We start from the raw sequence: 25,890 nt of genomic DNA on the forward strand, positions 1-25,890 counted from the left end.
CGTCAACTATGTGCGCAACATTGCTTCTCGCCGGACATGCTCGACCGAACCCGCCCCGGCTCGGGAACCAATCGGAGGCATCACCTTGAACGACCGGCCGCAGTCGCCCGGCACCGGGTACGGCCCGCCCCTTCGCCCGCAGTCGTTGATGTTCGGCTTCCTCGGGAGCAGCGTCCTCGGGCGGGACATCTGCGTCTTCTCGGGCAGCATCATCGACGTCTTCGCTCGCCAGGGCGTGTCCGAACAGGCAACCCGCTCGACCCTCACACGCATGGTCAACCGCCGGCTCCTCCGACGTCAGAGGAGGGGTCGCCGGATGTACTTCGGCCTCACGCCCCGCTCCCGGGAGATCCTCGAGAACGGGAAGGAGCGCATCTGGAAGACGGGAGCGGTCAACACGAGCTGGGACGGCACCTGGACGATCCTCGGCTTCTCACTCCCCGAGTCCTGGCAGCGCCAGCGCCACGACCTGCGGTCAAGGCTGGCGTGGGCGGGCTTCGGGCCGGTGCTCGGCGGGCTGTGGATCGCCCCCGGTGAGGTGGACGTCCACGAGATCGTCACCGGGCTGGGCCTGGAAGCGCACATCAAGGTCTTCCGCGCACAGGCCGATCCCGGCATGAACATCGAAGAAATGATCAAGGACGCCTACAACCTGGGCGATCTGGCCTCCCGTTACCGGGCATTCCTGGATGAATGGGCATGTCTGGCGACCCCGCCCCCTTCGGGAGAGCCCGAAGATCCGCTCGTACTCCAGCTCCGGCTCGAGACCCAGTGGCTCGGAATCACCAGGACCGATCCGCGGCTCCCCGTGCAGCACCTGCCCGACGACTGGCCCGCCGGCCCCGCGCAGCAGGTGTTCCAGCAAGTGCACGACAGGGTCTCGGGGCCGGCCCGGGAGATGGCGGACCGCATGCTGGACACCGTGCCCGACGAGACGGCGGGCTGACGGACGGCGGACCCGCCTTCGCCCCTGACCGCCTTCGCCCCTGACCGCCGTCGTCACAGCGCCGCGAGCCGCAGCCGGCGCTGGTCCCGGACACCGCCGTGAGAGAGGCGGAGGGCCTCTCGGCCGGTCCTCGCCCAGGACACGCCCTCCGTGCGGCACGGACTCCCGGTGCGGCGGCACAGGAGGCAGGGCTGGCGCCGGGCCGGCAGCCGAACGGCCGGGCCGTCACCGCTCCACGCGGACGACGGCCCGGCCCCGGCCGGTGGCACGGTCGCCCCAGGCGTAGAAGCGCGTCACGCATGGCGGCGGCGACCTCGCCGAGCGCCGACCTCGCCGAGCGCCGACCTCGCCGAGCGCCGACCGGCCCCTGGTGATCGTCGCAGGCGCATCATCGTCCTGACGGAGAGCGGCCGGGCCGCCCTGCACGACACCGGCAGGGCCAGCCGCCGCGTCACCGACGACCTGCTCGGCCAACTGAAGCCCGAAGAGCGCGAAGCCCTGCACACCCTGCTCCCGCAGGTCGCCGAGGACGACCTGAGCCCGTAAGCCCGCTGCGCGGCCTCCGGGTGACGCCCCGAACGCTCCCGGACGGGACCGGATCGTCCGATGTGGTGGTGTCAACCGTCCGCCCCGGCGCGGCCTTCTCATTGTTCTCTTATGTCGGGCTTACGGGTTCATCAGGGTGCCTCCCTAGCTTGCGGCCATGTTCTTCACCTACCTGAGGCGCGAACTGCGCCGCCGGAGAAGGGCGGCCCTCGTCGTCGCCTCCGGGCTCGCGCTGGGCATCGCTCTGGTCATCGTGGTCAACTCCGTGTCCTCGGGCATGGGGAAGGCGCAGGACAAGGTTCTGCAGTCGCTGTACGGACTCGGCACGGACATGACCGTCAGCAAGGCGGCGAGCTCCACGAGCAGCGCACAGCGGCCGCGCTTCCAGTTCGACGCCCGCGGCAACGACTCCGACGAGACACAGAGCAGCGACCGCGTGATGGTCCAGGGCTTCCAGACCCTGGCCGACAGCACGGTCGCGAAGGTCGGCTCGCAGAAGGGCGTGTCGGACTCCGTCGGCGGGCTAAGCCTGCAGGTCGTCAAGGTCAGCGGCCAGTTCAGGCAGGGCCAGTTCAAGCAGGACCAGAACGGCGGCAGGCAGGGCGCCCCGACCGGCGCGCCGCAGGGCCGCGTCGAGGGCGGCGGCGCCGACTTCGACGTGAACAGCTACTCCGTCTACGGCACCGACGTCACCAAGCCCGCCCTGGGCCCGCTGACCTCCTCGAAGATCACCAGCGGCCGTACCTTCACGACCTCGGAGACCGACGCCGAGGTCGTCGTCGCCGACGCGTCGTACGCCAAGCAGAAGAAGCTGTCCGTCGGTGACACGGTGACCATCAAGGGCGTCAAGTTCAAGGTCATCGGCATCGCCACCCCCGACAGCGGGGACGCGGCGGCCAATCTCTACATCCCGCTGAAGCAGGCGCAGACGCTCAGCGGCTCCAAGGGCAAGGTCACCACGATCTACGTCAAGGCGGCCGACTCGCAGCAGATCGACAGCGTCAAGAAGACCATTCAGAAGAACATCCCGGGGACGACGGTCACCACCTCCGCCGACCTCGCCAGCACCGTCTCCGGTTCGCTGTCCACCGCCTCCGACCTCGCCTCCTCCGTCGGCAAGTGGCTGTCGATCACCGTGCTCGTGGCCGCGTTCCTGGTCGCCGGGCTGCTCACCTCCTCGGCCGTCTCCCGGCGCGTGCGCGAGTTCGGCACCCTCAAGGCCCTCGGCTGGAAGTCCGGGCGCGTCACCCGTCAGGTCGTCGGCGAGGCCGTGGTCAACGGACTGGTCGGGGGTGTCCTCGGCATCGCGCTCGGCCTCGCGGGCGCCTACGCCGTCACCGCGGTCAGCCCCACCCTCCAGGCACAACTGGGCGGCGGCAGCGGCGGCGGCTTCGGCGGCGGCCCGGGCGGCGGCTTCGGCGGCCCCGGCCGCCAGGCCGCCAAGACCCTGGAAGTGGCGCTCACCGCGCCGGTGAGCCCGTCGACCATCGGCCTCGCGGTCGCCCTCGCCGTCACCGGCGGCCTGATCGCCGGCGCCTTCGGCGGCTGGCGCGCCTCACGGCTGCGTCCCGCGGACGCCCTGCGCCGCGTGGAGTAGCACCCGCCCCGCACACCTCTTGCCCTACGCGGTCCGCGTGCGCGGCACGGGGCCTGCCGCCGCGGCAGGCCCCGACCCCCATCCGTATCCCAGGAGTTGCACCCATGTACGAACTCAGAGGCGTCACCAAGCGCTACACGCGGGGCAAGGAGACCATCGTCGCCCTGGACGGCGTCGACCTCACCATCGGCGACGGCGACCGGCTCGTCATCCAGGGGCCCACCGGCGGCGGCAAGTCCACACTGCTGCAGATGCTCGGCGGACTCGACAAGCCCACCGCGGGCAGCGTCGAACTCGACGGCACCGACCTGGCCAGGCTCTCCGAGGCCCGGCTCACCAAGGTGCGCAGCGAGAACATCGGCTTCGTCTTCCAGAGCTTCAACCTCATCCCGACGCTCACCGCCCAGGAGAACGTCGAGACGGCCCTCGTGCCCCTCGGTGCGAAGGGCGGGGAACGGCGTGAACGGGCCGCCGAGGCCCTGGAGTCGGTGGGACTCGGCGAGCGGCTCGGGCATCTGCCGGCGGAGCTGTCCGGCGGTCAGCAGCAGCGCGTCGCCATCGCCCGTGCGCTGGTGAAGCGGCCGAAGGTGCTGCTCGCCGACGAGCCCACCGGAAACCTGGACGAGTCCATGCGCGACGAGATCATGGACGTCCTGGAGGCCCTGTGGAAGGAGCACGGGCTCACCTTCGTGATGGTCACCCACGACTCCACGATCGCGAGGAAGGCCCCGCGGCTCGCGACCATCCGCAAGGGGAAGATCACCATCCGGGAGAACGCCGCCCCGTAGCCGGCCTCAGGGCCCCAACTCATGGCCCCCCAGCGCTATTGAGGCATTGATCAACCCCCCGGCATACTGCGTACTCCGGGGGGCTGACGTGCATCTGTGCGAGACCACCCCCGGCCGGGTGAACGGGGAATTCGCCCGGTACGCCATCTCCAGGGGGAGTTTTGCGCAGACAAGTGAAAAGAGCATGCGCGGCGACCGTCGCCACGGCGGCCGCCGTCGCGCTGGCGGCGGGAATGACCAGCCCGGCGTCGGCGGGGCCCGGGACCGCGCCGCCCGAGGCCGCGCCGCCCGGGGCCGCGGCCGGCTTGACGGCCAAGCACCGCGTCACGCTGATCACCGGCGACCGCGTCGTCCTGGACACCAAGGGCCGTGTGGTCGGCTTGGAGCGGGCGAAGGGCCGCCAGAACGTTCCGGTGCAGCTCCGCAGGGCACACGGCCACACCTATGTGGTGCCGGCCGACGCGGCGGGCATGATCGCCACCGGGAAGCTGGACCGGCGGCTGTTCGACGTCACCGAACTCGACACGGCCCGCACGCGCAAGGACCAGAAGAACGGCCTGAAGGTCATCGTCGGCTACAAGGGCGCGGCGAGCACCGCGAAGGCCGGCGTCCGCGACGCGGGCACGCTCCGCAGGACCCTGAAGTCCCTGAACGCGGACGCCGTGCAGACGCCCCCGCGGGACGCGGCCCAGCTGTGGAGGGCGGTCACCGACGGCGACACCCCCGCCTCCGGCATCGCGCACGTCTGGCTCGACGGCACCCGCAAGGCGAGCCTCGACAAGTCGGTGCCGCAGATCGGCGCCCCCAGGGCCTGGGCCGCCGGGTACGACGGCAAGGGCGTCAAGATCGCCGTCCTGGACACGGGCGTGGACGCGAACCACCCCGACCTCAGGGGCCAGGTGATCGAGGCCAGGAACTTCTCGACCGCCGCCACCGCCGACGACAAGGTCGGCCACGGCACGCACGTGGCGTCCATCGCGGCCGGCACCGGCGCCAAGTCCCACGGGAAGTACAAGGGCGTCGCGCCCGGAGCGAAGATCCTCAGCGGCAAGGTCCTGGACGACGACGGGTACGGCGACGACTCCGGCATCCTCGCGGGCATGGAGTGGGCCGCCCAGCAGGGCGCCGACATCGTCAACCTCAGCCTGGGAGGCGGCGACACACCGGAGATCGACCCGCTGGAGGCCGAGGTCGACAGGCTCTCGGAGCAGAAGGGCATCCTCTTCGCCGTCGCCGCGGGCAACAGCGGCGAATTCGGCGACCAGACCGTCGGCTCCCCGGGCAGCGCGGCCGACGCGCTCACCGTCGGCGCCGTCGACGACCACGACAAGCTGGCGTCCTTCTCCAGCCGCGGGCCCGGCCTCGACGGCGCCATCAAGCCCGACGTCACCGCGCCCGGCGTGGACATCACCGCCGCCGCGGCCCCGGGCAGCCTCATCGACCGGGAGGTCGGCGAGAACCCGCCGGGCTATCTGACCATCTCGGGTACGTCGATGGCGACCCCGCACGTCGCGGGCGCCGCCGCCATCCTCAAGCAGGAGCACCCGGACTGGTCGTTCGCGGAGCTGAAGTCCGCGCTGACGGGCTCCGCGAAGGGCGGGGCGTACACCCCGTTCCAGCAGGGCTCGGGCCGGATCGCCGTGGACAGGGCGATCCGGCAGACGGTGCTCGCCGACCCGACCTCGGTGGACTTCGGCACCGCGCAGTGGCCGCACACCGACGACAAGCCGATCACCAGGCGGCTCACGTACCGCAACACGGGCACGGCCGACGTCACCCTCGCGCTCTCGGTGAAGGCCACCAGCCCCGGGGGCCAGGCGGCCCCTTCGGGCTTCTTCACGCTCGGCGCGACGAAGCTCACCGTCCCGGCGGGCGGCACCGCGTCGGTGCCCGTCACCGCCGACACCCGCCTGGGCGGCGGCACGGACGGCGCGTACTCGGCGTACGTGACGGCGACCGGCGGCGGCCAGAGCGTGCGGACGGCGGCGGCCGTGCAGCGCGAGGCGGAGTCGTACGACGTCACCCTCCACTACGTCAACCGTGCCGGGCGGTCACCGGTCCACCTCACCGACCTGATCGCCTTCGCGGGCGCGCACGCCGGCCAGGACTACTTCTCCCAGACCTCCGCGACCACGGTGAAGCTCCGGGTGCCCAAGGGCAGCTACCTGCTGGACTCCGTCTCGGTGAAGGACCCGGCCTCCATCGAGGGCGGCCTCGACTGGCTGGTCCGGCCCAGGCTGAGCGTCACCAAGGACACCTCGGTCACCCTGGACCTGAGGACGACCCGGCCCGCCGACATCACGGTGCCGGCCGCCGCCGCCGAGCCGCTGGCCGCGATGGTCTCGTACGCGTACGACCCCGCGGGCGTCGGCGGCGGCATCATCGTGCCGTCCTTCCCGGACCTGCGGGTGGCGCACACCGGCCCGGCGGTGTCCTCCGGCCTGCGGCAGAGCTGGTTCGGGCAGTGGACCAAGGGCGGCGCGGCCGAGTACGACGTGATGACCGGAGCCCCGGTGAAGAAGCTCGAAGGCGCACACGTCCGCCACTACGCGGCCCGCGAACTGGCCACGCTGAAGGTGAACCTCGGAGCTCCGACGGCCGGCAAGACCGGCGCCGTCGGCGCCTACGCCGTCCTGCCGGACGACATCGGTTTCAGCACGGCGGTCGAGCAGAGGCTGCGCAGCACCCGCACGCTGTACGTCTCGACCGGCGACCGGGCCCGGTGGTCGCTGGACTTCACGCAGTACGCCGGCAAGCGGGACCCGCAGGGCTTCCCCGTCCCCGAGGCGTACTACACGCTCGGCGACGCGCAGACCTTCAAGGCCGGCCGGAGCTACACCAAGACGTTCAACACGGCCGTGTTCGGGCCGCGGGTCACCTCCGAGTACGGCATCTTCCGTGAGGGCAACGAGATCTACGGCTATCTGCCGCTGTTCGCCGACGGCCGGACGCACGCGGGGTCCTCGGACTTCACGTCGGTCAGGACCACGCTCTACCGCAACGGCACCGAGGTCGGCTCCAACCAGGACCCGCTGCTGGGCGGCGAGACCTTCAAGGTCCCGTCGGGCGAGGCCTCCTACAAGCTGACGACCTCGGTCGTCCGCAGCGTGAAGGTCGCCGCGGCATCCACCCGGATCGACGCGAGCTGGACGTTCCGCTCGAAGAAGGCGAGCGACGCCAAGCTGCCCGCCTCGACGGTCCGCTTCGGCGCGACCACCGGCCTGGACAGCCGCGTCCCGGCCGGCCGGAAGGTCACGGTCCCGGTCAGCGTGCAGGGGTCGGCCGCCGGCCGCAACCTGAAGTCGCTGTCGGTGTGGGTGTCGTACGACCACGGCCGGACCTGGACCAGGCTCACGGTCAGGAACGGCACGATCACCTACAGGAACCCGGCCAGGGGCAAGGGCCTGTCGTTCCACGCGAAGATCGCCGACAAGAAGGGCAACACGTCGACGATCTCGATCTACAACGCGTTCTACGGCCGGTGAGCGATGCCCCGCGGGGTGTCCGGGCCACCGGGCCCGGGCCCCGCGGGGTGCCCGGGCCCGCAGCGGGCCCCGCGGGCCCGGTGCGCGAGCGCCTCAGCGACGGGGCGCGGTCGTGCCCGCCCTGGTCGCGTCCGTGCCCCAGCTCGCCAGCAGCCGCAGTGCCTCCGCCGACGCGGAGCCCGGCTCGGCGTGGTACGTCACCATCACCTGCTCACCGTCGCCGGCGAGTTTGAACGACTCGTAGAGCAGGGCGAGGTCACCCACCAGGGGATGCCGCATCAGCTTCAGCCCGTGGCTCTTCTCCTTGACGTCGTGCGTGGCCCACAGCCGCCGGAAGTCCTCGCTCTTCACCGACAGCTCCCCGACCAGCGCCGACAGCCGCGGATCGTCCGGTTGGCACCCGGCGTCGTAGCGCAGATGGCACACGATGTCGATGGCCTTCTGCTCCCAGTCCACGAACAGATCGCGGTACTCGGGCCGCAGGAACACCAGCCGCGCCCAGTTGCGCTCCTGCTGCGGCAGCTCCGCCCAGTCGCCGAAGACGGCGGCGGCCATCCGGTTCCACGCCAGGATCTCCGAGCGCCGACCCACGATGTACGCCGGGACACCTTCGAGGACACCGAGCAGATGGTGGAGCGACGCCCGCACGTGCTGCGGCCGTGTCGACGGCTTCTTCTTGTGCGCCGTCGGCTTCGCGAGATGCGTCAGATGCGCATGCTCGGCGTCGGTCAGCCGCAGCGCGCGGGCGATCGCGTCGAGTACCTCCGCCGACACGTTCCGTCCGTTGCCCTGCTCCAGGCGCGTGTAGTACGCCACGGACACCCCGGCAAGCTGCGCCAGCTCCTCGCGCCGCAGTCCCGGCACCCGCCGGTGCCGTCCGAAGTCCGGCAGCCCCACGTCCTCGGGCTTGAGCCGGGCCCGGCGGCTGCGCAGGAACTCGCTCAGCTCGGCACGCCGGTCCAGGGCGCCGCCGGCATCCGCCCCGGGCTGCCGTACGGCCTCGGCCTGTTCGTCCATACGTCCAGTATTCACGGTCGTACGACCACGAGGCTGACCCCGCCGGTGGTAGGACCGGCGGTCGTAGGCAGAGCCGTGGTCTGGGTGGATCCGAAGGCCCCGGGCACGCTGGGTGCTGTGCCCGGACGAAGGCAGCCGGGCACAGCACCCCACTGAGGAGAACTCGGCATGACCACTGTCGCCGCGTACGCCGCACCCGCTGCCAAGGCTCCGCTCGAACGCACCACGATCGAGCGCCGTGAGGTCGGCGAGTTCGACGTCCTGATCGACATCAAGTTCGCCGGCATCTGCCACTCGGACATCCACCAGGCCCGCGAGGGCTGGGGCAAGGCGATCTTCCCGATGGTTCCGGGCCACGAGATCGCGGGCATCGTCGCCGAGGTCGGTTCCGGCGTGACCAGGTTCAAGGCCGGCGACCGGGTGGGCGTCGGCTGCATGGTCGACTCCTGCCGCGAGTGCGAGAACTGCCGGGCAGGACTGGAGCAGTACTGCCTCGCCGGCAACGTGGGCACGTACAACGCCCTCGACAGGAACGGCGAGCCCACCTACGGCGGCTACTCCCAGAAGATCGTCGTCGACGAGAACTTCACCCTCCGCATCCCGGACGGCATCTCCCTCGACGAGGCCGCCCCCCTCCTGTGCGCCGGCATCACCACCTACTCCCCGCTCCGGCACTGGGACGCGGGCCCCGGCAAGAAGGTCGCGATCGTCGGCCTGGGCGGCCTCGGCCACATGGGTGTCAAACTGGCGCACGCGCTGGGCGCCGAGGTCACCGTGCTCTCGCAGTCCCTGCGCAAGAAGGAGGACGGGCTGAAGCTGGGCGCCGACCACTACTACGCCACCAGCGACCCGAAGACCTTCGAGGAACTGCGCGGCACCTTCGACCTGATCGTCTCGACCGTGTCGGCCCCGCTGGACCTCGGCGCGTACCTCTCGCTGCTCCGCACGGACGGCGCCCTGGTGAACGTGGGCGCGCCGGAGGAGCCCGTCTCCCTCAACCTGTTCTCGGTGATCTCCGGCCGCAAGACACTCGCCGGCTCCGGCATCGGCGGCATCCGCGAGACCCAGGAGATGCTGGACTTCTGCGCCGGGCACGGCATCGGCGCCGAGATCGAGCTGATCGGCGCGTCCGAGATCAACGACGCGTACGAGCGGGTGCTGGGCAGCGACGTCCGGTACCGGTTCGTGATCGACACGGCCACCATCTGAGGACCCGGCGGCGACGCCGTGAGGTGACCTGGGGCCACCTCACGGCGGCCGGCCACGCACGGGCGCGGAAGGGGGACCGGAGACCGATGACAGGGGCCGGCGCGGCCGCCTAGCGTGGGAGGTGGTACTGGCAGCCGAGGGGAGCGGAGGGCCGAGCCATGGCCGTCGAGCTCAACCACACGATCGTCGCCGCGCACGACAAGGAAGAGTCCGCGCGGTTCCTCGCGGACCTGCTGGGGCTTGACGTGGAGCCCCCGTACGGGCCGTTCATCCCCGTGCAGGTCCCGAACGGGGTGACGCTGGACTTCATGGACACGCCCGGCGCGATCACCCCGCAGCACTACGCGTTCCTGGTCTCCGAGGACGACTTCGACGCGATCTTCGCCCGCATCCGCGCGGCGGGCCTGGCGTACTGGGCGGATCCCCAGCACAGCCGCCGCGGCGAGATCAACCACAACGACGGCGGCCGCGGGGCGTACTTCGACGACCCGAACGGCCACCGCCTGGAGATCCTGACGAGGCCGTACGGCAGCGGAGGCGACCGGCCGTCCTGACCGGGACCGGGCGGCGGGGCGCGCGGCCGGTTTCAGGGCCGGGGCGGGTCGTCCACGGGACAGGAGACCCCGGTGCCGCCGAGGCCGCAGTAGCCCGCCGGATTCCGGTGCAGATACTGCTGGTGGTGGGCGCGCGCGGGATAGAAGGGGTGCCCGTCGGCCGGAAGGATCTCCGTGGTGACGGCGCCGTGCCCGAAGGAGGTCAGGGCCTCCTGATAGCGGGCGCGGGAGCGCTCGGCCGCCGAGTGCTGCGCCGGGGAGTGGGTGAAGAGGACCGACCGGACATGGGTGCCGACGTCGTTGCCCTGCCGGAAGCCCTGCGTGGGGTCGTGCCCCTCCCAGAACACCCGAAGCAGATCAGGGTAGGAGACCCGCGCGGGATCGAACACGACGCGCACGGTCTCCGCGTGCCCGGTGCGCCCCGTGCGCACCTCGTCGTCGACGGGGAACCGTGTGAACCCGCCCTGGAAGCCGGTCAGGGTCGTCCAGACGCCGGGGACCTCCCAGAAGCGCCGCTCGGCTCCCCAGAAGCACCCGAGTGCGAAGTCCGCGAGAGGGAATCCCTCGGGATACGGCCCCTGCAGCGCGGTGCCCAGCACGGCATGCGTCTCGGGCACCTCGTAGGCGAGCGCCGCCCGCCCCGGCGGAGCCTCCTCGGGCGTGGGCATGCGCGGTGCCCCGCCCCCTGCGAACCACACGACGACCCCCTCCGCCCCATGACGGCCACGGGACTCTGTCCCACGACCATGCCAGCGGGCGTCCCGTCCCGCCATGGGGCGGCCGCGTCACCGCCGTTCACCGGCCACCGGCGGCCGCCGTCCCCGTGCCGCGGTGCGTGTGTCAGCCGCCGGTGGACTGCTCCTTGCCGTGTGCGGCATGCCGGGGGCGGTACTTGCACGAGACCTGGCCGACGAGTTCCCGGAAGCACACCAGGGCGGTGATCGGGGGAATCCCGACGATCACCATGGAGAGGATCGAATGCGAGGAGTGGCTGACACACAGGGCCACCGCCGTGCCCGAGGCGACCAGGAGGACGGACCAGGACCGCCGGGCGGTCCGGTGCTGAACGGCGGCCCGCAGGATGGACAGGGCGGCCACGAACCACGGCCCGTACACCGTCAGCGGCCACCACTGCGCCAAGGGCGCCGGAAGGACCGTCCCCGCGATGGCGCGCAGCTGGTTGTAGGAGTAGCCGATGGACCAGCCGAGCATGGCCACCGCGCACGCGGCGATCGTCGCCACGAGGATCGTGACGGGGGTGACTTTGTGGGCGCCGTCGAGGACATGGGAGCCTGGCCGGGGCCGCCTCCGATCGACCCTGTGGCGATGCGGCCCGTCCAGCGGGGCGGACGGGGCGGGGTCCACGTCGGACACGCCGGGCATGCCCGACGCGGACGACAGCATCTGGGCCAGTTCTTCGTCCGGATCCCAGTTGTTCGACGCGATGTCGGGGCCGGGCGCGCTCCAGACATGATGCGCCTCCAGCGGATCAACATGATAAGAATGCTGGCCCAGCGCATCATAATCTGATCTCAGAGGGAACTGAATGTCGTAGAGGCTCGGCTCGCCTTCAAGCCTGTCCATTCTCTGGCTCCTCCGCGCCCTTGATCAGGGCGTTCCGTCTAGAGCGCGCAGGTATTCGCTTTCCATCTCGCTGATCTTCTTGAGGAAGTCTTCAAGAAGATCGGAACAGTACTTGAGGCGCGCGTCACCACTGGCCGGTTCGTGCCAGACGGTCCCGATTCCGACAGGGATCTGATCTTCCGGTTCGTTCCAAGTCACGATCACCTAACGAGCGTCATAGGGTCCGAGGTATCGGGCATTCGGGGGAATGGGCCGATGGAGAATCCTTTCGGCTGTCTGATGACCGTACCCGGTTGACGTAATTCTGGATATGTGTCCGAGCATATATTTCTGTGAATAGCATTTAATTCTCAGTGGTACGCGGCGGCGCACGGCCGCCGGCCTCGCCGTTCACGCCGGGCGAGCCGATGATGGAGGGAGACGGAGAAAGGGGTGATCGCGTTGCCTCCGCACTGCGATGCACTCGACGGTCCCGTCGTCACGGCCGCGCGCCTGGCCCTGCAGGACGAGAACGTCGATCACGTCCTCCCCTACGTCCACGAGGACGGAGAGGCGGAGGTCCGGGCGGCGTTCGACCGGGCCCTGGGGGCGCGAACGCTCGGCCCGCGGGCGCGGGACGTGGCGGACCGCTGGTTCTTCGAGACGGTCGTCCGCGTGCACCGCGCCGGCGAGGGCGCGCCGTTCACGGGGCTCAGGCCCGCCGGGCTCGGCGTGGGGCCGGTGATCCCGGCCGCCGAACGCGCCCTCGACACCGGCTCCGCGGACGAACTGACCGCGGTGCTGTGCGAGATCGTCCGCGACCAGGTGGCAGACCGTCACCGCAGGGCGCTCGCCCTCAAGGAACACGCCGGCGAGGGAGTGGCCGGCGCCCGCGCCTACGTCGAGGCCGCGCTCGGACTGCAGGTGTGGGCGCACCGCCTGTACCAGCAGGCGACGGCCGCCCCGCACGCGCACGCCGAGGCGCACGCCCCTGCCGACGGGCACGGCACGCCGTCGGGGCGCTGATCGGGCTGACACGGCGTCATGACGGGCCCGCTCCGGGCCCGCCCGGGCCCGCTCCGGGCCCGCTCCGGGCCCGTGCGGATCCGCTCAGAGCCGCCGGTACTTCTCGATGTCCTCGCTGAACTCCTCGATCGCCTGAGCGGTGAGCGTGGGGCGGGTGTCGGCGATGGCGGTCATGTAGTCGTCGGTGGTGGCGGATCCGCCCTGACGGCGCGTGACTTCGCGTTCGAATGCCGCCTGCGCCCCCTTGCGGGCGGCGAACTCGATGTCGGCCGGGGTGAACAGCTCGCTGGCCGTGACCAGTTGGGCCAGGTCCACCGAGTCGGCCGCGGGCCCGAGATAGCGGGTCCAGATCGCCGAGCGGGCGGCCGGGTCCGGCGGCCCGATCGGGATGACGTAGTCGAACCGGCCCGGCCGCAGGAACGCCGCGTCGAGGGAGCGCACCGAGTTGGTGGCGCACACCAGCAGTCGCGCGTCGTGCTCACGGAAACCGGGGATGAGTTTGAGGAGTTCGTTGGTCACCCCGTGCCCCGGGTCGATCGCCTTCCCCGAACGCACGCCGGCGATCTCCTCGACCTCGTCGATGAAGAGCAGCACCGAGTCCAGTTCCGCCAGATCCGCGAACGTCTCCCGCAGCGCCGCCGCCAGCCCCTCGCTCGTGTCGGCCGCGAGCCTGGACGGGAAGAGTTCCACGAACGGCCAGGCCAGCCGCGAGGCCACCGCCTTGGCGAAACTGGTCTTGCCGGTACCGGGCGGGCCGAACAGGATGACCGCCTTCGGCGGCACGACGCCGTAGCGGTCGGCCAGGGCCGGCTCCGTCAGCGGGAGCACGATCCGGCGCTCGACGACCTGCTTCTCCCACTCCATACCGGCCATGGAGCCCCAGAGCCCGTAGGGCAGCATCCGGCCGCCCAGGTCCGTGAGCACGCCGGTGTGGGCGGTCTCGCGCGGTTCGAGTTTCTCGTAGTAGGTCAGGTCCCCACGGGTCAGATAGCCGGAGTGCTCCAGGGCCTTCGCCCCGGCGGCGCCGGCGGGCAGGAGGGCGCTGACCCGGCGCACGCCCAGTGCCTGCAGGCGCCGCTCCAACTCGGCGACCAGGGCACTGCCGATCCCGCGCCCGCGCCACTGGGAGGCGAGCGCCACCAGCAGGATCCAGGCCCGTCCGCCGTGCTCCTGCGCCACCGCCATGCCCACCAGTTCGTCGCCGACCACCGCGACCACCGCGGTGTGGCCGGTCTGGGCCGCGGCCATGACCTCGGAGACCGGGAAGGCCGGCTCCTCGTCGGTCCGGCGGCTCTGGTCCCAGACCCGGATCGCCTGGTCGAGGTCGTCGTCGTGATAGTCGCGCAGACGCCATGCGGGCATCGCCACCACCTCGCCCGGTACGGGAGTCCCATTGTCCCCCGTCGGCCCTCCGGTCACGATCGCATGCGCGGCGCGTGCGCGGTCGTACGCCGAGGGTATGAGGCCGCACCCGGAACACCGCCCGCGCCCCGTGGCCCCGGCGCCACGACCGCGCCCGTGACAGTGCCGGACGAAGGGCGCTCACCCGCTCGGCGGCCCGGTCCGCGTCGCGGTGCGCCCGGCCTCCGCACGGCCCCCGCGCCGCCGACGGGCCTACGGGCACCGCGGCACCGCGCGCGCCCCGTGCCCTTACGACCCGCGGTCCCGGTCGCCACCGCCCACCACGAGCGGTGGCCGTCTCCGATTGCGGCCCGGGGGCGGTCACCTTAGTTTCAGTGCGTCGGATTCTCCCGATAAGGCCGATATTCAACCGTATGTCGGCTTTCCCATGGTGCCATCGAATGGAGCATTCATGTCGGTGATGACCGGTACCCAACCCCAGCAGCAGTTCGGTCAGCAGATCGGCGGCCCGCAGCAGATCGCGCAGGTGGTCCAGCAGGCCATCCAGCAGGCGTGCCAGCAGACCAGCCAGCAGGTCGCGCAGCGGATCCAGCAGACGTTCCAGCAGCTCCAGCAGGTCCAGCAGCAGCTCCAGCAGCAGGGCATGACCCACCAGGCGCACCCGTACCTGGCCCTCGCCCTGTACCGCTCGCTGCACACGGGCATCCGGAGTGCTGTGGAACATTCCGTGCAGCAGGCGCTGCCGACCGCGATCGTGACCCTGCTCCAGCAGAGCCAGCAGGCTCAGCAGGGCCAGCAGTGGGGCGCCGGGTTCGGCCAGCAGCAGTTCGGCCAGCAGTTCCCGCAGTACCAGCAGCCTGGCTTCGGCTACGGCCAGATGGGCCAGCCCTTCGGTATCGGCTGACCCCTGGCGGCGCGCGATGCGGTGCGCCCCGGGGTCGTCCCCGGGCGCACCGCATCACCGTGGAAGCGCGAGCCGCCTCTCGCCGGATCAGGAGTGGACATACGACGTAGGCGTGGTGAAGGTGGACGTAATGGTCAAGGAGAGGTCCGGAAACAACCGCGCGAGCGGGTCCGAGGGCGCGGGGGCAGGGGGGCCGGGACCCGAGAGCGAAGAGACGGGGCCACGCAGGCAAGGCGCGCGGTCACCGCTGCCGGTGCGGCCGCGCCGTGAGCGGTACATGGTCACACCGCTGCCGCAGCATCTGCTCCCACCGGGCGTGCCCGAGATCGGCCTGGACGCGGTGTGCGACCGGCTGGAGCGGATGCCCGAGGTCACAGTGATCCGCAGACTCAAGCACTCGGAGAAGCTCCAGTCGGCCGGGCTGCACCCCTCCTGCCCCGAGATCGCGGTCGTCGAGGCGGCCGAGTCCCAGGTGCCGGCGATGCGGACGCTGCACGTGCACATCGAGCCGGACCTGCCGCTGGCCGGAACCGGACCCGCCGCCGCGCCGACCGCGGGGATCCTGCCGCTCCGCGATCCGGGGCTGGTCATGCCGATGGAGCAACCCGTCGAGATCTCGCTCCGCGTCTGCGGCCCGGACGGCGAACCGCTGGCCGGCGCGGGCGTGTTCCTCATCGGGGCGACCTGGCCGGGCCAGGGCGTCACCGGGTCCGACGGCACCGTCACCGTCACCCTGGCGACGGAGACCGCACAGTCCGTCCAGTCCCTGTACGTCCGGCCCGCGGGCGGCTACACGGACCGCTGGATCCACCGCCCCGACCTGTCGGCGACCCGGGAGAACGTCGTCACCCTGACGCCGCTGGGCAAGGTGTACCCCGAGTTGGAGAAGCGCCAGCAGTACGGCTGGGGCCAGCAGGCCATGCGGCTGGACCGGCTGCCCCCCACGTTCCGCGCCTTCGGAGTCAAGATCGCGATCATCGGGTCGGGCGTCAGCGACGAGCATCCCGATCTGAAGCAACGGGTGCGCTCCGGGGTCGATCTCGTCCGCGGCACGCAGGACGGATGGGCCCACGACACGGTGGGCAGCGGGACCCACACGGCAGGCATCATCGCCGGGGCGGACACCGGCAAGGGCGTCATCGGGATCGCGGTCGACGCCGAGATCGAGGTCTGCCAGGTGATGCCCGACGGGCATTTCAGCGATCTCATCGCCGCCCTGGACCACTGCATCGAACGCGAGGCCGACATCGCCCACATCGGGGTCGCGACCCCGTACTCGTCGGCACTGGTCTCACGCAAACTCGCCGACGCCAACGCGGCGGGCATCGCGTGCATCGCGCCGGCCGGTGACACCGGCGGGCCGGTCGCCTTCCCGGGCTCGCTGCCGACCGTGTTCACCGTGGGCGCCCTGGGTGTCTTCGGCTCGTACCCGCCGGACACCTCCCAGGCCACCCACACGGGAGCACAGCTGACACCGGAAGGGCTGTTCGCCGCGCCGTTCGGCTGCTACGGCCCGGGTGTCGACGCGGCCGCCCCCGGTGTGGCGGTCCTGTCCTGCGCACCGCGGGGCGGATACGCGGCCGTCGACGGCACCGGCACGGCCTCGGCCCACGTGGCCGGACTGGCCGCCCTGGTCCTCGCACACCACGAGGACTTCCACGGCCAGTTGCAGCCCCGCGGCGCCGGCCGGGTGCAGCACCTGTTCGAGATCATCGCCGCCAGCTGCCGCCGGCTGGCCACTCCGGGCACCGTGGAGGCGGCCCGCGTCGGACGCGGGCTGCCCGACGCCCTCGTCGCCCTCGGCCTGGCCCCCGGAGTGCAGCTCGCCCCGGCCCTGTCGCCCTACGCCCCGTCCATGGCCGGCTGACCCCGGCCCCACCCGCGGGCCCACGCAACGGCACCCGTCCCGAAGGGGAGGGTGCCGTTCGGCCTGCCGCCGTCTTGCGCGGCCGTTCCGGTCACGCCTACTCGCCGTTCGGGGGAGCGACCGTCTCCGGATCGCCGATACGGGGCTCGGGGGACTGGGCGGCCGAGGCGCCGGGCGCGGCCTCGCCGGTCAGCTCGAAGAGGGCGAGGCAGGGCGCGGTGGGCGAGTGGGAGACCTTGAGCTCGGTGGCCTGGAGGGGGGCGCCCATCTCGTGGAGGGCGCCGCGCATCAGGCCGAGGTGGACCGAGCACGCCACGTCCGGGCGCTCCTCGGCGACCGAGCGGAAGGGGCAGCGGTGGACCCGGAGCAACGGCGGGTCGTCGCTCCGCTCGGTCTCGAAACCGAGGTCGTCCATCAAAACGGTGATCTTGCCGAATGCCTCTTCTGCGGAGATGGACGAGAACGGGGCGGGGCGCTCGGTCAGATGGCGGCCCCATTCCCGCCCTGCCGCGACGGCGTCCTTCGACGGGCTGTCGGAGGTGGCGGCCAGGTGGCCGGCCAGGATCTGGGCGAGGAGCCGGTAGCCGTCGCCCCGCTCGGCCGGGCCGGCGGGTCCGGCCGTCTTCCCGGCGGTGGGCTCGTACGTCAGCTTGGGGCGGCCGGGGCCGCCGAGGCCCACACGCCCCTCGCGGACCTGGCCGTCCTTGGTGAGCCGGGTCAGGTGGAAGCGCACCGTGTTGGCGTGCAGCCCCAGGTCCTCGGCGAGTTGCTGCACCGTGAGCGGGCCCTTGGCGCGGCACAGGGCTTCGAGGATGGCCGTCCGGGAGGCGCCGCCCGCGGGACCGGGAGAGCTGTCGGAAGGCTGAACTGGAGCCATGGTGTCAACGTCCGAAAGAATCGTGGAAATCCACATTGGTCTGAGAAATTCTCCTCCAGCCTAACAAGGGAGGGAGCCGTGGTGGCCGGTTTCGGGTGAGGAAGAGGTGTGAGCGAAAGGCGCGCGGCAGCGGGGAGCACCGCCCGGAACGGGAGCGGACGGCCGTCGCCCGGCGTACGCGACTCGCGTACGCCGGGCGCCGGTTCCACCTCCGCTCCGTCGCCCTTCCTGCTACGGAGCGGGGGCGGGATCAGGGTGGTCAGTGGGCCGCCGCCGGGCCGTCGCCGGCCACGAGCAGGCCCGCCGCACCGCGGGAGAGGTCCTTCATGATGTGGTTGACGAACGTGTACGTGCCCGCCTTGTCGACGGTGAACTCGACGAAACCGCCCTGGGTGGTCGCGAGGTCCAGCGTCTGCGAACCGCCCTTGTTCGGGCTGCCCGGCTTCAGCAGGTACTCGCCCTCCTTCCACACGGTGTCGAAGATCAGGCCGACGGTGTGGAAGGCGAGGGGCTCGTTGATGGCGGCGTTGTCGACCCAGATGCGGACCCGGTCGCCGACCTTCACCTTCACCGGCTGGTGGACGTACTGGTTGTAGTAGCCGTTGAAGACGACCCCGTCGTTGGTGCCGGCCATCATCTTGGTGAGGTCGGACGCCTTGCCCTGCGGGCCGAGGTACAGCTCGGACTGGACCAGCGCGATCTCCTTGTCCACCGTCGGCAGGTTCGGCGGGTCGACGATCACGGCACCGTACATGCCGTTGCCCATGTGGTGGATCATCGGCGCGGCACCGCAGTGGTAGGTGAAGATGCCCGAGTAGTTCGCCTTGAACTCGTAGATCAGGGACTCGCCCGGCTTGATGGTCCGCATCTCGACGTTCGGCGCCACCTTGGAGGCGTGGAAGTCGATGGAGTGGTTCATCGAACCGTCGTTGGTCAGCTTGACCCGGAAGGTGTCACCGACCTTGCCGCGCAGGGTCGGGCCGGGAGCGGTGCCGTTGTAGGTCCACAGGGTCTGGGTCACCCCGGGGGCGACCTCGGTCTTCTTCTCCTTCACGTGGAGGTCGACCTGGTGGACCTTCTGGCCGTCGGCCGGCTTGACCGTGGGGTCCATGGCCTTCCAGGTGGCGGGCGGCGCGGCGTTCGCGTCGATCTTGGCGTTGCCGGCGTTCGGATCGGCCTTGGTGACGGCACCGGCGGCGGAATCGGCGGCGGCCGCGCCCTTCACCTTGATGTCCAGCAGCATGCCCGCGGCCTTGTGGCCCTCGACGGTGCACCACGCCTGGGTCGACTCGTTGATCGGGCCCCAGTTCATGGTGGTGGCGGCGCCCGGCTTGATCAGCGGGGTGTCCTCGCCCTTGAGGGCGAGGGTGTGGTCCATGGCGCCCTTGTTGACGACGTGGAGCTTGACCTTCGCGCCGGCGTCGACCTCGATCGCGGCCGGCTTGACGTAGAGTTCGCCCAGTTCGATGTCGAACGTCATGGTCCTGCCCGCGCCGGGCGCGGCCGCGGCCGCGGCCTCGGTACCGGCGGCGGGCGCCGTCGCGGCGGACGACGACTGCGGCTGGAAGATGCCGACCAGGGCCAGGCCGATGACGAGGCCCAGGGCGAGCGCGGCGCCGATCACGGGCACGAAGGGGGTGAGGGCCCGCAGCAGTATCTGTGGTCTCTTCTGGGGGCCGGGAGTGGTCCGAGGGGGATCCGTGCTGACTGACACGGCGTTACTCCAATGGGGAGGGGAGGGACAGGGGGATGAGGGGGGAAGCGGGTCGGGCGGCGGACGTCCCGGCCGGCCGTGTCGTCAGCTGACGATCATCTCGGTGAACATGCCGAACATGCCGGTCTTGCCCTCGGAGTGCGGGAAGATGTGGCAGTGGAAGGCCCACTTGCCGGGCCGGTTCGCGTTGACCAGCACGCTGTACCGCTCACCCGGGGCGACCAGGACGGTGTCCGCCTTGTAGGGGTTCTTCAGCGGGAATCCGTCCTTGGCGACGACCACCTGGTCGAGTCCGTGCAGGTGCATCGGGTGCGCCATGGTGCCCGCGTTGAAGTAGTGGATGAGGACCGAGTCGCCCTTGCGGACGCGCAGGGGTTCGGTGGCGGGGAACGACTTGCCGTTCAGGGTCAGCCCGATGCTGCCGGAGTCCTGCAGCTCGATCGGCACCTCCTGGGTGACCTTCGTGTGGTCCGGCAGCGGCACGTCGCCGATCAGGAAGGCGCCCCACAGGCCGCTGGTCACCTGCTCGGTGCCGTTGTGGTGGGAGTGGTACCAGCCGACGGACTGGCGTTCGGCCTTGATCTTGTAGGTGAAGGTACCGCCCGGGACCACCGGGTCCTGCGTGATGTCGGCGACGCCGTCCATGGCGTTGTCGATGGGGATCCCGTGCCAGTGGATCACCGTGGATTCCGGTAGCTGGTTCTTCAGTACGACCTCGACCTTGTCGCCGACGTCGACCCGGATGGTGGGGCCGGGGACCATGCCGTTGTACGACATGGCGTCGACGATCTTGCCGGGCTCGACCTCCCACTTCACGGGCTTGGCGGTGAGTGTGAACCGCTTGGTCCCGTCCTTCAGGATCTCGGGCTTGATGAGCTGTGCGCCCCTGCCCGCCGTCTTGGCGGGGAACGACTTGTCGCGCTCGGCCATCTCCCTGTCCATGGACTTCCAGTCGTGGTGCTGGGTGTCCGTGGCCGTGGTGTCCCCGCCGGTGGAGGCGGAGGACGAGTCGTCGTGAGTGGTGCCTCCGTGGTCCACGGAGGCCGTGCCGGCGGCCGATGTGGCGGGGGCGGAGGAGGTCTCCGTGGAGACGGACCACCACGGGACGGCGACCGCGATCGCGAAGGAGACGGCGCCGACCAGCGCCTTTGTCCTCAACATGCTGCCTTCCTCGGGCTGGTGCGGATGGTGACATGGTTTTTATCAGAGAAATTTAATCCTTGACATGTTGCCCATGTCACATCCGGCGCCCCAGAGGTGTCTGAGTCGGCGATATGCGTGGCGTTTTCGCAGATCAGTGGCAGTCTGTCGTGAAGTGGACCTAGGTCGAGGGCGATCTGTTAATTATGGTAAAAATTGCTGGCCGACGACCATTGAACGGAGATCCCTCATGCGCCCCACCCCGTCCCGAGCCACCCTGACCGCCGTGACCGCGGGAATCGTCCTGCTGATGACGGCCGGCCCGGCCGCCGCCCACGTCGGCGTCAACCCGGACAGTGCCGAGGCCGGGAGTTGGGCCAAGCTCACCTTCCGGGTCCCCACCGAAAGGCCCTACGCCGCCACCACCAGGGTCGAGGTCGTCCTGCCGGCCGACCAGCCACTCGCCTCCGTCTCCGTCCGGCCGGTCCCCGGATGGACCGTCAGGACCGAGAAGCGGCACCTGGATCGCCCGCTGGCCCACGACGAGAAGAAGATCGACGAAGCCGTCTCCCGGATCATCTGGACCGGAGGGAAGATCAACCCCGGCGAGTTCCAGGAGTTCGACGTCTCCCTCGGCCCGTTGCCCGAGCACGCGGGCCGGATGGTCTTCAAGGCACTGCAGACCTACGACAACGGGGAGGTGGTGCGCTGGATCGACCTGCCCGCCGCGGACGGCACGGAGCCGGAGCACCCCGCGCCCGTCCTCGCACTGACCACCGCCGCGAAGGAGGGCGGCTCGGCGAACGCCTCGGACGCCTCGGACGCCTCGGGCGCCTCGGGCGCCTCGGGCGCCGACGGGGCGGCAGCAGCGGGGAAGCCCACCGGCACGGAGAGCGGCGGGGCCGGAGCGGACGTCCCCGCACGGCTGCTGGGCGGTGTCGGGGCCGCGGCCGGGCTGGCCGGTCTCCTGGCGGCCGCCACCCGGCGGCGCGCGACGGCCACGTTCTTGGGACGCCGGGGATGGTGAACTCCCGGAGACCGGGCGGGCCGTTTCCGCTCCCGGTCCTGGTCCGGGCGCTCGCCGCCACGGCCGCGGTGGTCGTCCTGCTGCTGACGTCGGCCGCACCGGCCTCCGCCCACGCCGGACCGGTCGCCACCGTCCCGGCCGCCGGAGCGGTCCTCGACCGGGCCCCGCGGACGGTCACCATGCGGTTCAGCGAGCCGGTCGAGGCCACCGCCGACGGCCTGCGCGTGCTGGGCCCGGACGGCAGCCGGGCCGACACCGGGCACACCGCCCCCCTGCCGGACCGGCCCGACGCCCTCGCCGTCACCCTCGGCTCCGGCCTTCCGAACGGGACCTACGTGGTGTCCTGGCGGGTCGTGTCCGCCGACTCGCACCCCGTCCACGGTGCCTTCACCTTCACCGTCGGCCCGATGGACGGGGCGGACCGGGTACCGAACCCGCCGGCGGGCGCCGACCGCGGCTCCGACCCCCTGCTGGGGGCCGCGGTGACCGTGGCGCGCGGGGCGGGGTACGCGGGGCTGGCGTTGCTCACCGGGGCGATCGGCATGAGGCTGCTCGCGCCCGCCGGCACCGGACGCGGCCTGCTCGGACGGCTGGCCCTGAGCGGCGGGTTGATCGTCATCGCGGCCGCATGCGCCGGGCTGGTCGCCCAGGGCCCGTACGCCGCGGGAGCGGGGCCGGGCTCCCTGCTGGATCCCGCACTGCTGCGTCCCGCGCTGACGGGCCGACCGGGCCGGACGACGGGCGCGCGGATCCTGCTCACCGGTCTACTGCTGCTGCCGGTGGCCCGGGGCCTGCCGCGTCCGGCGGCCTCCTGGGGGGCCGTCCCGCGACGGGTGCTCCCGGTGACTGCCGCCCTGGCCGCCCTGGCCGCCACCTTCGGCGCGGCCGGGCACGCGGCCACCGGGCGGCGGGTCCCCCTGGCCCTCACGGTCGACGTGCTGCATCTGCTGGCCATGGGGTTGTGGCTCGGCGGACTGGTGGCCCTGGTCGGTCTGTACGCCCGGCGGGAGCGGCCGGAGCCGCTGGCCGTGGTGACGCGCCGGTTCTCGAGTGTGGCCGGCTGGTGCGTCGCCGTCCTGGTGGTGACGGGCGTGGTGCAGGCACAACGCCAACTCGGCGGCCCGGGGCGGCTGCTGAGCAGCGACTACGGGCGGCTGCTCGTCGTCAAGGTGCTGGTGGTCATGCTCCTGCTGGTGCCGGCCCGCCTCGCACGCCGCTGGACCCGGACCCACGCCCGCGGGCCGCTGGGGGCCGCCCCGCAGCCGGCGGAAGGCGGGGCGTCCCGGGCGGGGCGGCCGGGTTCTCCAGCAGGGGAGGAGGCACGCCCGGCGGAACGGGCGCTCCGCGGCATGCGACGCACTCTGGCGGTCGAGACCGCGCTCGGTGCGGTGGTGATCGCCCTGTCGGCCCTCCTGTCCGGTTCGGCCCCACCGCACGGCGCGGGCGTGTCGGCCACCGCCGCCTCGTCCGCGTCCCCGCCGGTACGGATGGCGGCGGGTTACGACACCGGGAGCCCCGGCGGCCGCGGCACGGTCTCGGCCCGGGTGGCCCGGCGGGCCGGCGGTGGGGTCGAGGTGGAGCTGCGGCTCGCGGACCCCGCCGGCAGCCCCGTACGGGCGGAGGAGATCACGGCGGCCTGGTCGCTGCCGGCGCTGCGCCTCGGCCCGCTGCCGACGCGGCTGGAGGCGACAGGGCCCGGGCGATGGTCCGGCACCGTGCGGCTGTCCCCGCCCGGCGCCTGGCGGCTGGCCGTCAGCGTGCGCACGTCCGACACCGACGCGGCCACCGTCGTCTTCGACGACATCACCACCGGGACCGCTCCAGCCTCCTCAAGTCGCTTGGTTTCCCGGCCGGCCGCGGTCGGCTTCACGGGGGACATCGCCTCGGCGACCTCAGTCGGGGGCCTCAGCTGGGGAGCGTAGGCCGGCGGAGGAGGTAGCCCTCAACGGGGCCGGGGGTCTCGTCGTCCAGGTGGCAGGCGTCCGACCAGCGACGCTGTTCCACCGGGGCGAGGAGGTCCTCGATGGTGCAGGACCACGTTTCGCACAGGGTCCGCAGGAAGAATCCTTCGAGGTTGCCCGACATGCGCCACTACACCTTCTGCCATGTGAGCGTGGGCTGGTTGCGGGTGAACTCGTACGCGGCGTCGCGGTTCGTGACGTCCGGGAACACTTCGGCCAAGGGCGGCAGGGGCGCCCGTTGGCAGATGAGGACCCACACGGCCCGCGCAATTTCTTCGGAATCGTGACGGTCAACGGCTTCCTCGCCGACGAGTCGGTGGCCTTCGCGGGCCATCTGGCCGGTCAGCCCAACCGGGCGTTCTGACCTGCCATCAGGATGGGCGGCCAAGGTCGCCGACCACCCGGCCTTGCCGAGACTCGCGCCCCGTGTGCACATCGCTGCGATCCTGCAGCGCCGCACGGCCGGTGATGTGATGACCGACGACCACCGGCGCCTTCTCCGGGCAGGACGTCCGCGTTCCGGCCCCCGGGCGCATCCGTGCTCCGGACGGCCAGGACCGCTGCACGACCGGTGAGGCGGGGAGTTCCCCATGGGAGGGGACGCCGGTCCGCCGGTTCGGCTGCCCGCACATGCGGCTGTGCCGACCGCGTCAGCCGATCGCGCGAAGGGCGCCGCCGGGTCGGCGACGCAGGCGCTCCACGGCCTGCGCCGTCGTCTCGTCGGCCGGCAGGAGGACGACCAGCTCCTGCGCGTCGGTGCGTGGCAGCTCCAACCGTTCTCGCTGCCACCGCAGCTCGCGCCCGGTGGGGTGGTTGAGCCGAAGCGGGACCTGTGGTGGGGGCAGGTGGCGGTCGAGCCGCCGGGTGAACTCCTGCCCGGCGAGGGGGGCGAGTTCGGCGGTGAACCACGCGAAGGTCTCCGCGGACGGTCCGAGCCACAGGTCGAAGGCCTGCTCGTCGGCCACCTGGTCCCAGTCGGCGAAGAACGTCCGGGCCCGCGGATCGGTGAACACATAGCGGGTCAGGTTCGGCTCCTGCGTCTCCAGCAGCCCGCTTCCGCGCATCACCGACTCGAACCCCGTGGTGTGCGCGAGCACGTCGCCCAAGCGGTTGGTGACGAACGCGGCAGACGGCTCAAGGAGTTGGAGGGTCGCCAGCACCGTGGGGCGGACATGGCGGTTGGGCGGCTCCGGCCGCCGGTGCCCGGGGCAGGCCCCACCGGTGATCTTGGCGAGGTGGCGCAGGCGGTCGCGTTCGGCGGCATCCAGGCTCAAGGCGTCGGCGAGAGCGTTGATCACGGCGGGGGACGGGTTGCGGTCCCGGCCCTGCTCGATGCGGGTGAGGTACTCGACGCTGATCCCGGCCCGCGTCGCCAGGTCTGAGCGTCGCAGCCCCGGGGAGCGCCGGCGGCCGCGGTCGGGGAGCCCGAACGACTCGGGCTGGATGCTGTCGCGCTTGGCGCGGACGAAGTCGCCCAGTGGCGTGCCCATGGTGGCAGTCTAGTGACGGTGGCGGTGCGCCCGAATGCCGCAGGCTGGCCCTGCGGGGGCCAGCCTGCGCCCGGTCTGGTTGCCGATCTCGCAGCGGTGGACCGTGGAGCACATGAGCGAGAAGCAGAAGAAGCACAAGCTGGTCATCATCGTCGGGAGCGTCCGCGAGGGCAGGTTCGGCCCTGTCGTCGCCTCCTGGGTCGCCGAGCAGACGCGCGTGCACGGCGGGTTCGATGCCGAGATCGTCGACCTCGCCGACGTCGAGATCCCGCTGTCGTTGCCGGCGGCGCCGCCGAAGTTCGCCGGCGACTCCTACCCGCGCCCCGAAGCAATGGCGCCCCTGACGTCCCGCTTGGCGGAGGCGGAGGCGTTCATCCTGGTCACGCCGGAGTACAACCACAGCTACCCCGCCTCCTTGAAGGCTGCCATCGACTGGCACTTCACCCAGTGGACGGCCAAGCCCGTGGCCTTCGTCAGCTACGGCGGCGCGGCCGGAGGCCGTCATGCCGTCCTCCACCTGGAGAACGTGCTCACCGAACTGCACGCGGTGACCATCCGCGACGGTCTGGCGTTCCCGAACTACTTCACCGCATGGCAGGACGGGCGGCCACTGGACTCCGAGGCGCCTGGTTACGCCAAGACGCTGCTGGACCAGCTCGCATGGTGGGCCGCCGCCCTGAGCGCGGCATGCGAAGCGGCCCCGTACCCGGCCTGACAGGAGTCCTCACGGATCAGACCCTTCTTGCCGGGAGTGGTCGGCCGCTTGGCCCGCCCCCGTGTCCACGCCTGTAATGGGCAACGCGCCGGCCCCGGGCCG

24 protein-coding genes are annotated in these 25,890 nt (G+C 71.6%); 14 read left to right on the top strand and 10 right to left on the bottom strand.

The window, feature by feature from the left end:
* The first annotated feature begins 85 nt into the window (after positions 1 to 85).
* The 5 genes from ACZ79I_RS24995 (at position 86) to ACZ79I_RS25015 (ending at position 7,362) form a co-directional block, all read left to right on the top strand.
* Positions 86 to 946: a PaaX family transcriptional regulator gene (locus ACZ79I_RS24995; protein WP_471499697.1), complete on the top strand. Its 861-nt coding sequence runs from the start codon at positions 86 to 88 to the stop codon at positions 944 to 946.
* 150 nt (positions 947 to 1,096) lie between these two features.
* On the top strand, positions 1,097 to 1,492 hold the full coding sequence (locus ACZ79I_RS25000) for a MarR family winged helix-turn-helix transcriptional regulator (RefSeq protein ID WP_471499698.1): 396 nt from the start codon (positions 1,097 to 1,099) through the stop codon (positions 1,490 to 1,492).
* Between the two features lie 157 nt (positions 1,493 to 1,649).
* A complete protein-coding gene (locus tag ACZ79I_RS25005) occupies positions 1,650 to 3,089 on the top strand; it encodes an ABC transporter permease (protein WP_471499699.1) in 1,440 nt (479 codons plus the stop codon).
* 104 nt (positions 3,090 to 3,193) lie between these two features.
* Positions 3,194 to 3,877, top strand: a complete 684-nt coding sequence (locus ACZ79I_RS25010) for an ABC transporter ATP-binding protein (protein WP_471499700.1) — start codon at positions 3,194 to 3,196, stop codon at positions 3,875 to 3,877.
* 173 nt (positions 3,878 to 4,050) lie between these two features.
* Entirely contained in the window at positions 4,051 to 7,362 is a 3,312-nt protein-coding gene (locus tag ACZ79I_RS25015; RefSeq protein WP_471499701.1) for a S8 family peptidase, read from the top strand.
* A 93-nt stretch (positions 7,363 to 7,455) separates the two neighbouring features.
* Here ACZ79I_RS25015 and ACZ79I_RS25020 read toward each other — a convergent pair whose 3' ends face one another.
* Positions 7,456 to 8,379: a helix-turn-helix domain-containing protein gene (locus ACZ79I_RS25020; RefSeq protein WP_471499702.1), complete on the bottom strand. Its 924-nt coding sequence runs from the start codon at positions 8,377 to 8,379 to the stop codon at positions 7,456 to 7,458.
* A gap of 168 nt (positions 8,380 to 8,547) precedes the next feature.
* Here ACZ79I_RS25020 and ACZ79I_RS25025 point away from each other — a divergent pair, with 168 nt between their 5' ends.
* Entirely contained in the window at positions 8,548 to 9,588 is a 1,041-nt protein-coding gene (locus ACZ79I_RS25025) for an NAD(P)-dependent alcohol dehydrogenase (RefSeq protein ID WP_471499703.1), read from the top strand.
* Between the two features lie 158 nt (positions 9,589 to 9,746).
* Positions 9,747 to 10,142, top strand: coding sequence for a VOC family protein (locus tag ACZ79I_RS25030; protein ID WP_471499704.1), 396 nt, complete (start codon positions 9,747 to 9,749; stop codon positions 10,140 to 10,142).
* 32 nt (positions 10,143 to 10,174) lie between these two features.
* On the opposite strand, the gene msrA is transcribed toward ACZ79I_RS25030, so the two are convergent.
* The 3 genes from msrA to ACZ79I_RS25045 form a co-directional block, all read right to left on the bottom strand.
* Complete coding sequence (gene msrA / locus ACZ79I_RS25035) at positions 10,175 to 10,810, bottom strand: peptide-methionine (S)-S-oxide reductase MsrA (protein ID WP_471499705.1); 636 nt, start codon at positions 10,808 to 10,810, stop codon at positions 10,175 to 10,177.
* A 172-nt stretch (positions 10,811 to 10,982) separates the two neighbouring features.
* Positions 10,983 to 11,726: a DUF2637 domain-containing protein gene (locus ACZ79I_RS25040; protein ID WP_471499706.1), complete on the bottom strand. Its 744-nt coding sequence runs from the start codon at positions 11,724 to 11,726 to the stop codon at positions 10,983 to 10,985.
* Between the two features lie 24 nt (positions 11,727 to 11,750).
* Positions 11,751 to 11,924 carry a hypothetical protein gene (locus ACZ79I_RS25045; RefSeq protein ID WP_471499707.1) on the bottom strand — a complete coding sequence of 58 codons (174 nt, stop codon included), beginning with the start codon at positions 11,922 to 11,924 and terminating at the stop codon, positions 11,751 to 11,753.
* A gap of 234 nt (positions 11,925 to 12,158) precedes the next feature.
* Here ACZ79I_RS25045 and ACZ79I_RS25050 point away from each other — a divergent pair, with 234 nt between their 5' ends.
* Entirely contained in the window at positions 12,159 to 12,731 is a 573-nt protein-coding gene (locus ACZ79I_RS25050) for a DUF6448 family protein (protein ID WP_471499708.1), read from the top strand.
* A gap of 84 nt (positions 12,732 to 12,815) precedes the next feature.
* Here ACZ79I_RS25050 and ACZ79I_RS25055 read toward each other — a convergent pair whose 3' ends face one another.
* Positions 12,816 to 14,093, bottom strand: a complete 1,278-nt coding sequence (locus ACZ79I_RS25055; protein WP_471499709.1) for an ATP-binding protein — start codon at positions 14,091 to 14,093, stop codon at positions 12,816 to 12,818.
* Between the two features lie 460 nt (positions 14,094 to 14,553).
* Between ACZ79I_RS25055 and ACZ79I_RS25060 the strand changes: the two genes are divergently transcribed.
* Both ACZ79I_RS25060 and ACZ79I_RS25065 read left to right on the top strand, forming a co-directional pair.
* Entirely contained in the window at positions 14,554 to 14,997 is a 444-nt protein-coding gene (locus ACZ79I_RS25060; protein ID WP_471499710.1) for a hypothetical protein, read from the top strand.
* Between the two features lie 277 nt (positions 14,998 to 15,274).
* The gene (locus ACZ79I_RS25065; protein WP_471499711.1) at positions 15,275 to 16,864 is read left to right on the top strand and encodes a S8 family serine peptidase; all 1,590 of its coding nucleotides are present in this window, start codon (positions 15,275 to 15,277) and stop codon (positions 16,862 to 16,864) included.
* A gap of 97 nt (positions 16,865 to 16,961) precedes the next feature.
* Here ACZ79I_RS25065 and ACZ79I_RS25070 read toward each other — a convergent pair whose 3' ends face one another.
* The 3 genes from ACZ79I_RS25070 to ACZ79I_RS25080 form a co-directional block, all read right to left on the bottom strand.
* Positions 16,962 to 17,741, bottom strand: coding sequence for a helix-turn-helix transcriptional regulator (locus ACZ79I_RS25070; protein WP_471499712.1), 780 nt, complete (start codon positions 17,739 to 17,741; stop codon positions 16,962 to 16,964).
* A gap of 259 nt (positions 17,742 to 18,000) precedes the next feature.
* Complete coding sequence (locus ACZ79I_RS25075; protein WP_471499713.1) at positions 18,001 to 19,455, bottom strand: multicopper oxidase domain-containing protein; 1,455 nt, start codon at positions 19,453 to 19,455, stop codon at positions 18,001 to 18,003.
* 84 nt (positions 19,456 to 19,539) lie between these two features.
* A complete protein-coding gene (locus ACZ79I_RS25080; RefSeq protein ID WP_471499714.1) occupies positions 19,540 to 20,616 on the bottom strand; it encodes a multicopper oxidase family protein in 1,077 nt (358 codons plus the stop codon).
* 229 nt (positions 20,617 to 20,845) lie between these two features.
* On the opposite strand from ACZ79I_RS25080, the gene ACZ79I_RS25085 reads away from it, so the two are divergent.
* Together ACZ79I_RS25085 and ACZ79I_RS25090 are read left to right on the top strand one after the other, a co-directional pair.
* Entirely contained in the window at positions 20,846 to 21,622 is a 777-nt protein-coding gene (locus ACZ79I_RS25085) for a YcnI family copper-binding membrane protein (RefSeq protein ID WP_471499715.1), read from the top strand.
* Positions 21,616 to 23,544: a copper resistance CopC/CopD family protein gene (locus tag ACZ79I_RS25090; RefSeq protein WP_471499716.1), complete on the top strand. Its 1,929-nt coding sequence runs from the start codon at positions 21,616 to 21,618 to the stop codon at positions 23,542 to 23,544. Before ACZ79I_RS25085 ends, ACZ79I_RS25090 begins: the two co-directional genes overlap by 7 nt.
* On the opposite strand, the gene ACZ79I_RS25095 is transcribed toward ACZ79I_RS25090, so the two are convergent.
* On the bottom strand, positions 23,528 to 23,707 hold the full coding sequence (locus ACZ79I_RS25095) for a hypothetical protein (RefSeq protein ID WP_471499717.1): 180 nt from the start codon (positions 23,705 to 23,707) through the stop codon (positions 23,528 to 23,530). The two genes, ACZ79I_RS25090 and ACZ79I_RS25095, sit on opposite strands and share 17 nt — an antisense overlap.
* Before the next feature lie 114 nt (positions 23,708 to 23,821).
* Here ACZ79I_RS25095 and ACZ79I_RS25100 point away from each other — a divergent pair, with 114 nt between their 5' ends.
* Positions 23,822 to 23,947 carry a hypothetical protein gene (locus ACZ79I_RS25100; protein WP_471499718.1) on the top strand — a complete coding sequence of 42 codons (126 nt, stop codon included), beginning with the start codon at positions 23,822 to 23,824 and terminating at the stop codon, positions 23,945 to 23,947.
* Positions 23,948 to 24,233: 286 nt separating this feature from the next.
* Here the strand turns inward: ACZ79I_RS25100 and ACZ79I_RS25105 are convergent, their stop codons facing one another.
* Positions 24,234 to 25,073, bottom strand: a complete 840-nt coding sequence (locus tag ACZ79I_RS25105; protein WP_471499719.1) for a helix-turn-helix domain-containing protein — start codon at positions 25,071 to 25,073, stop codon at positions 24,234 to 24,236.
* A gap of 112 nt (positions 25,074 to 25,185) precedes the next feature.
* On the opposite strand from ACZ79I_RS25105, the gene ACZ79I_RS25110 reads away from it, so the two are divergent.
* Positions 25,186 to 25,788 (top strand): NADPH-dependent FMN reductase, encoded by a 603-nt coding sequence (locus tag ACZ79I_RS25110; protein ID WP_471499720.1) that lies wholly within the window; start codon positions 25,186 to 25,188, stop codon positions 25,786 to 25,788.
* The last annotated feature ends 102 nt before the right edge of the window (positions 25,789 to 25,890 follow it).

The sequence above is a fragment of the Streptomyces sp. PSU-S4-23 genome (assembly GCF_055632315.1).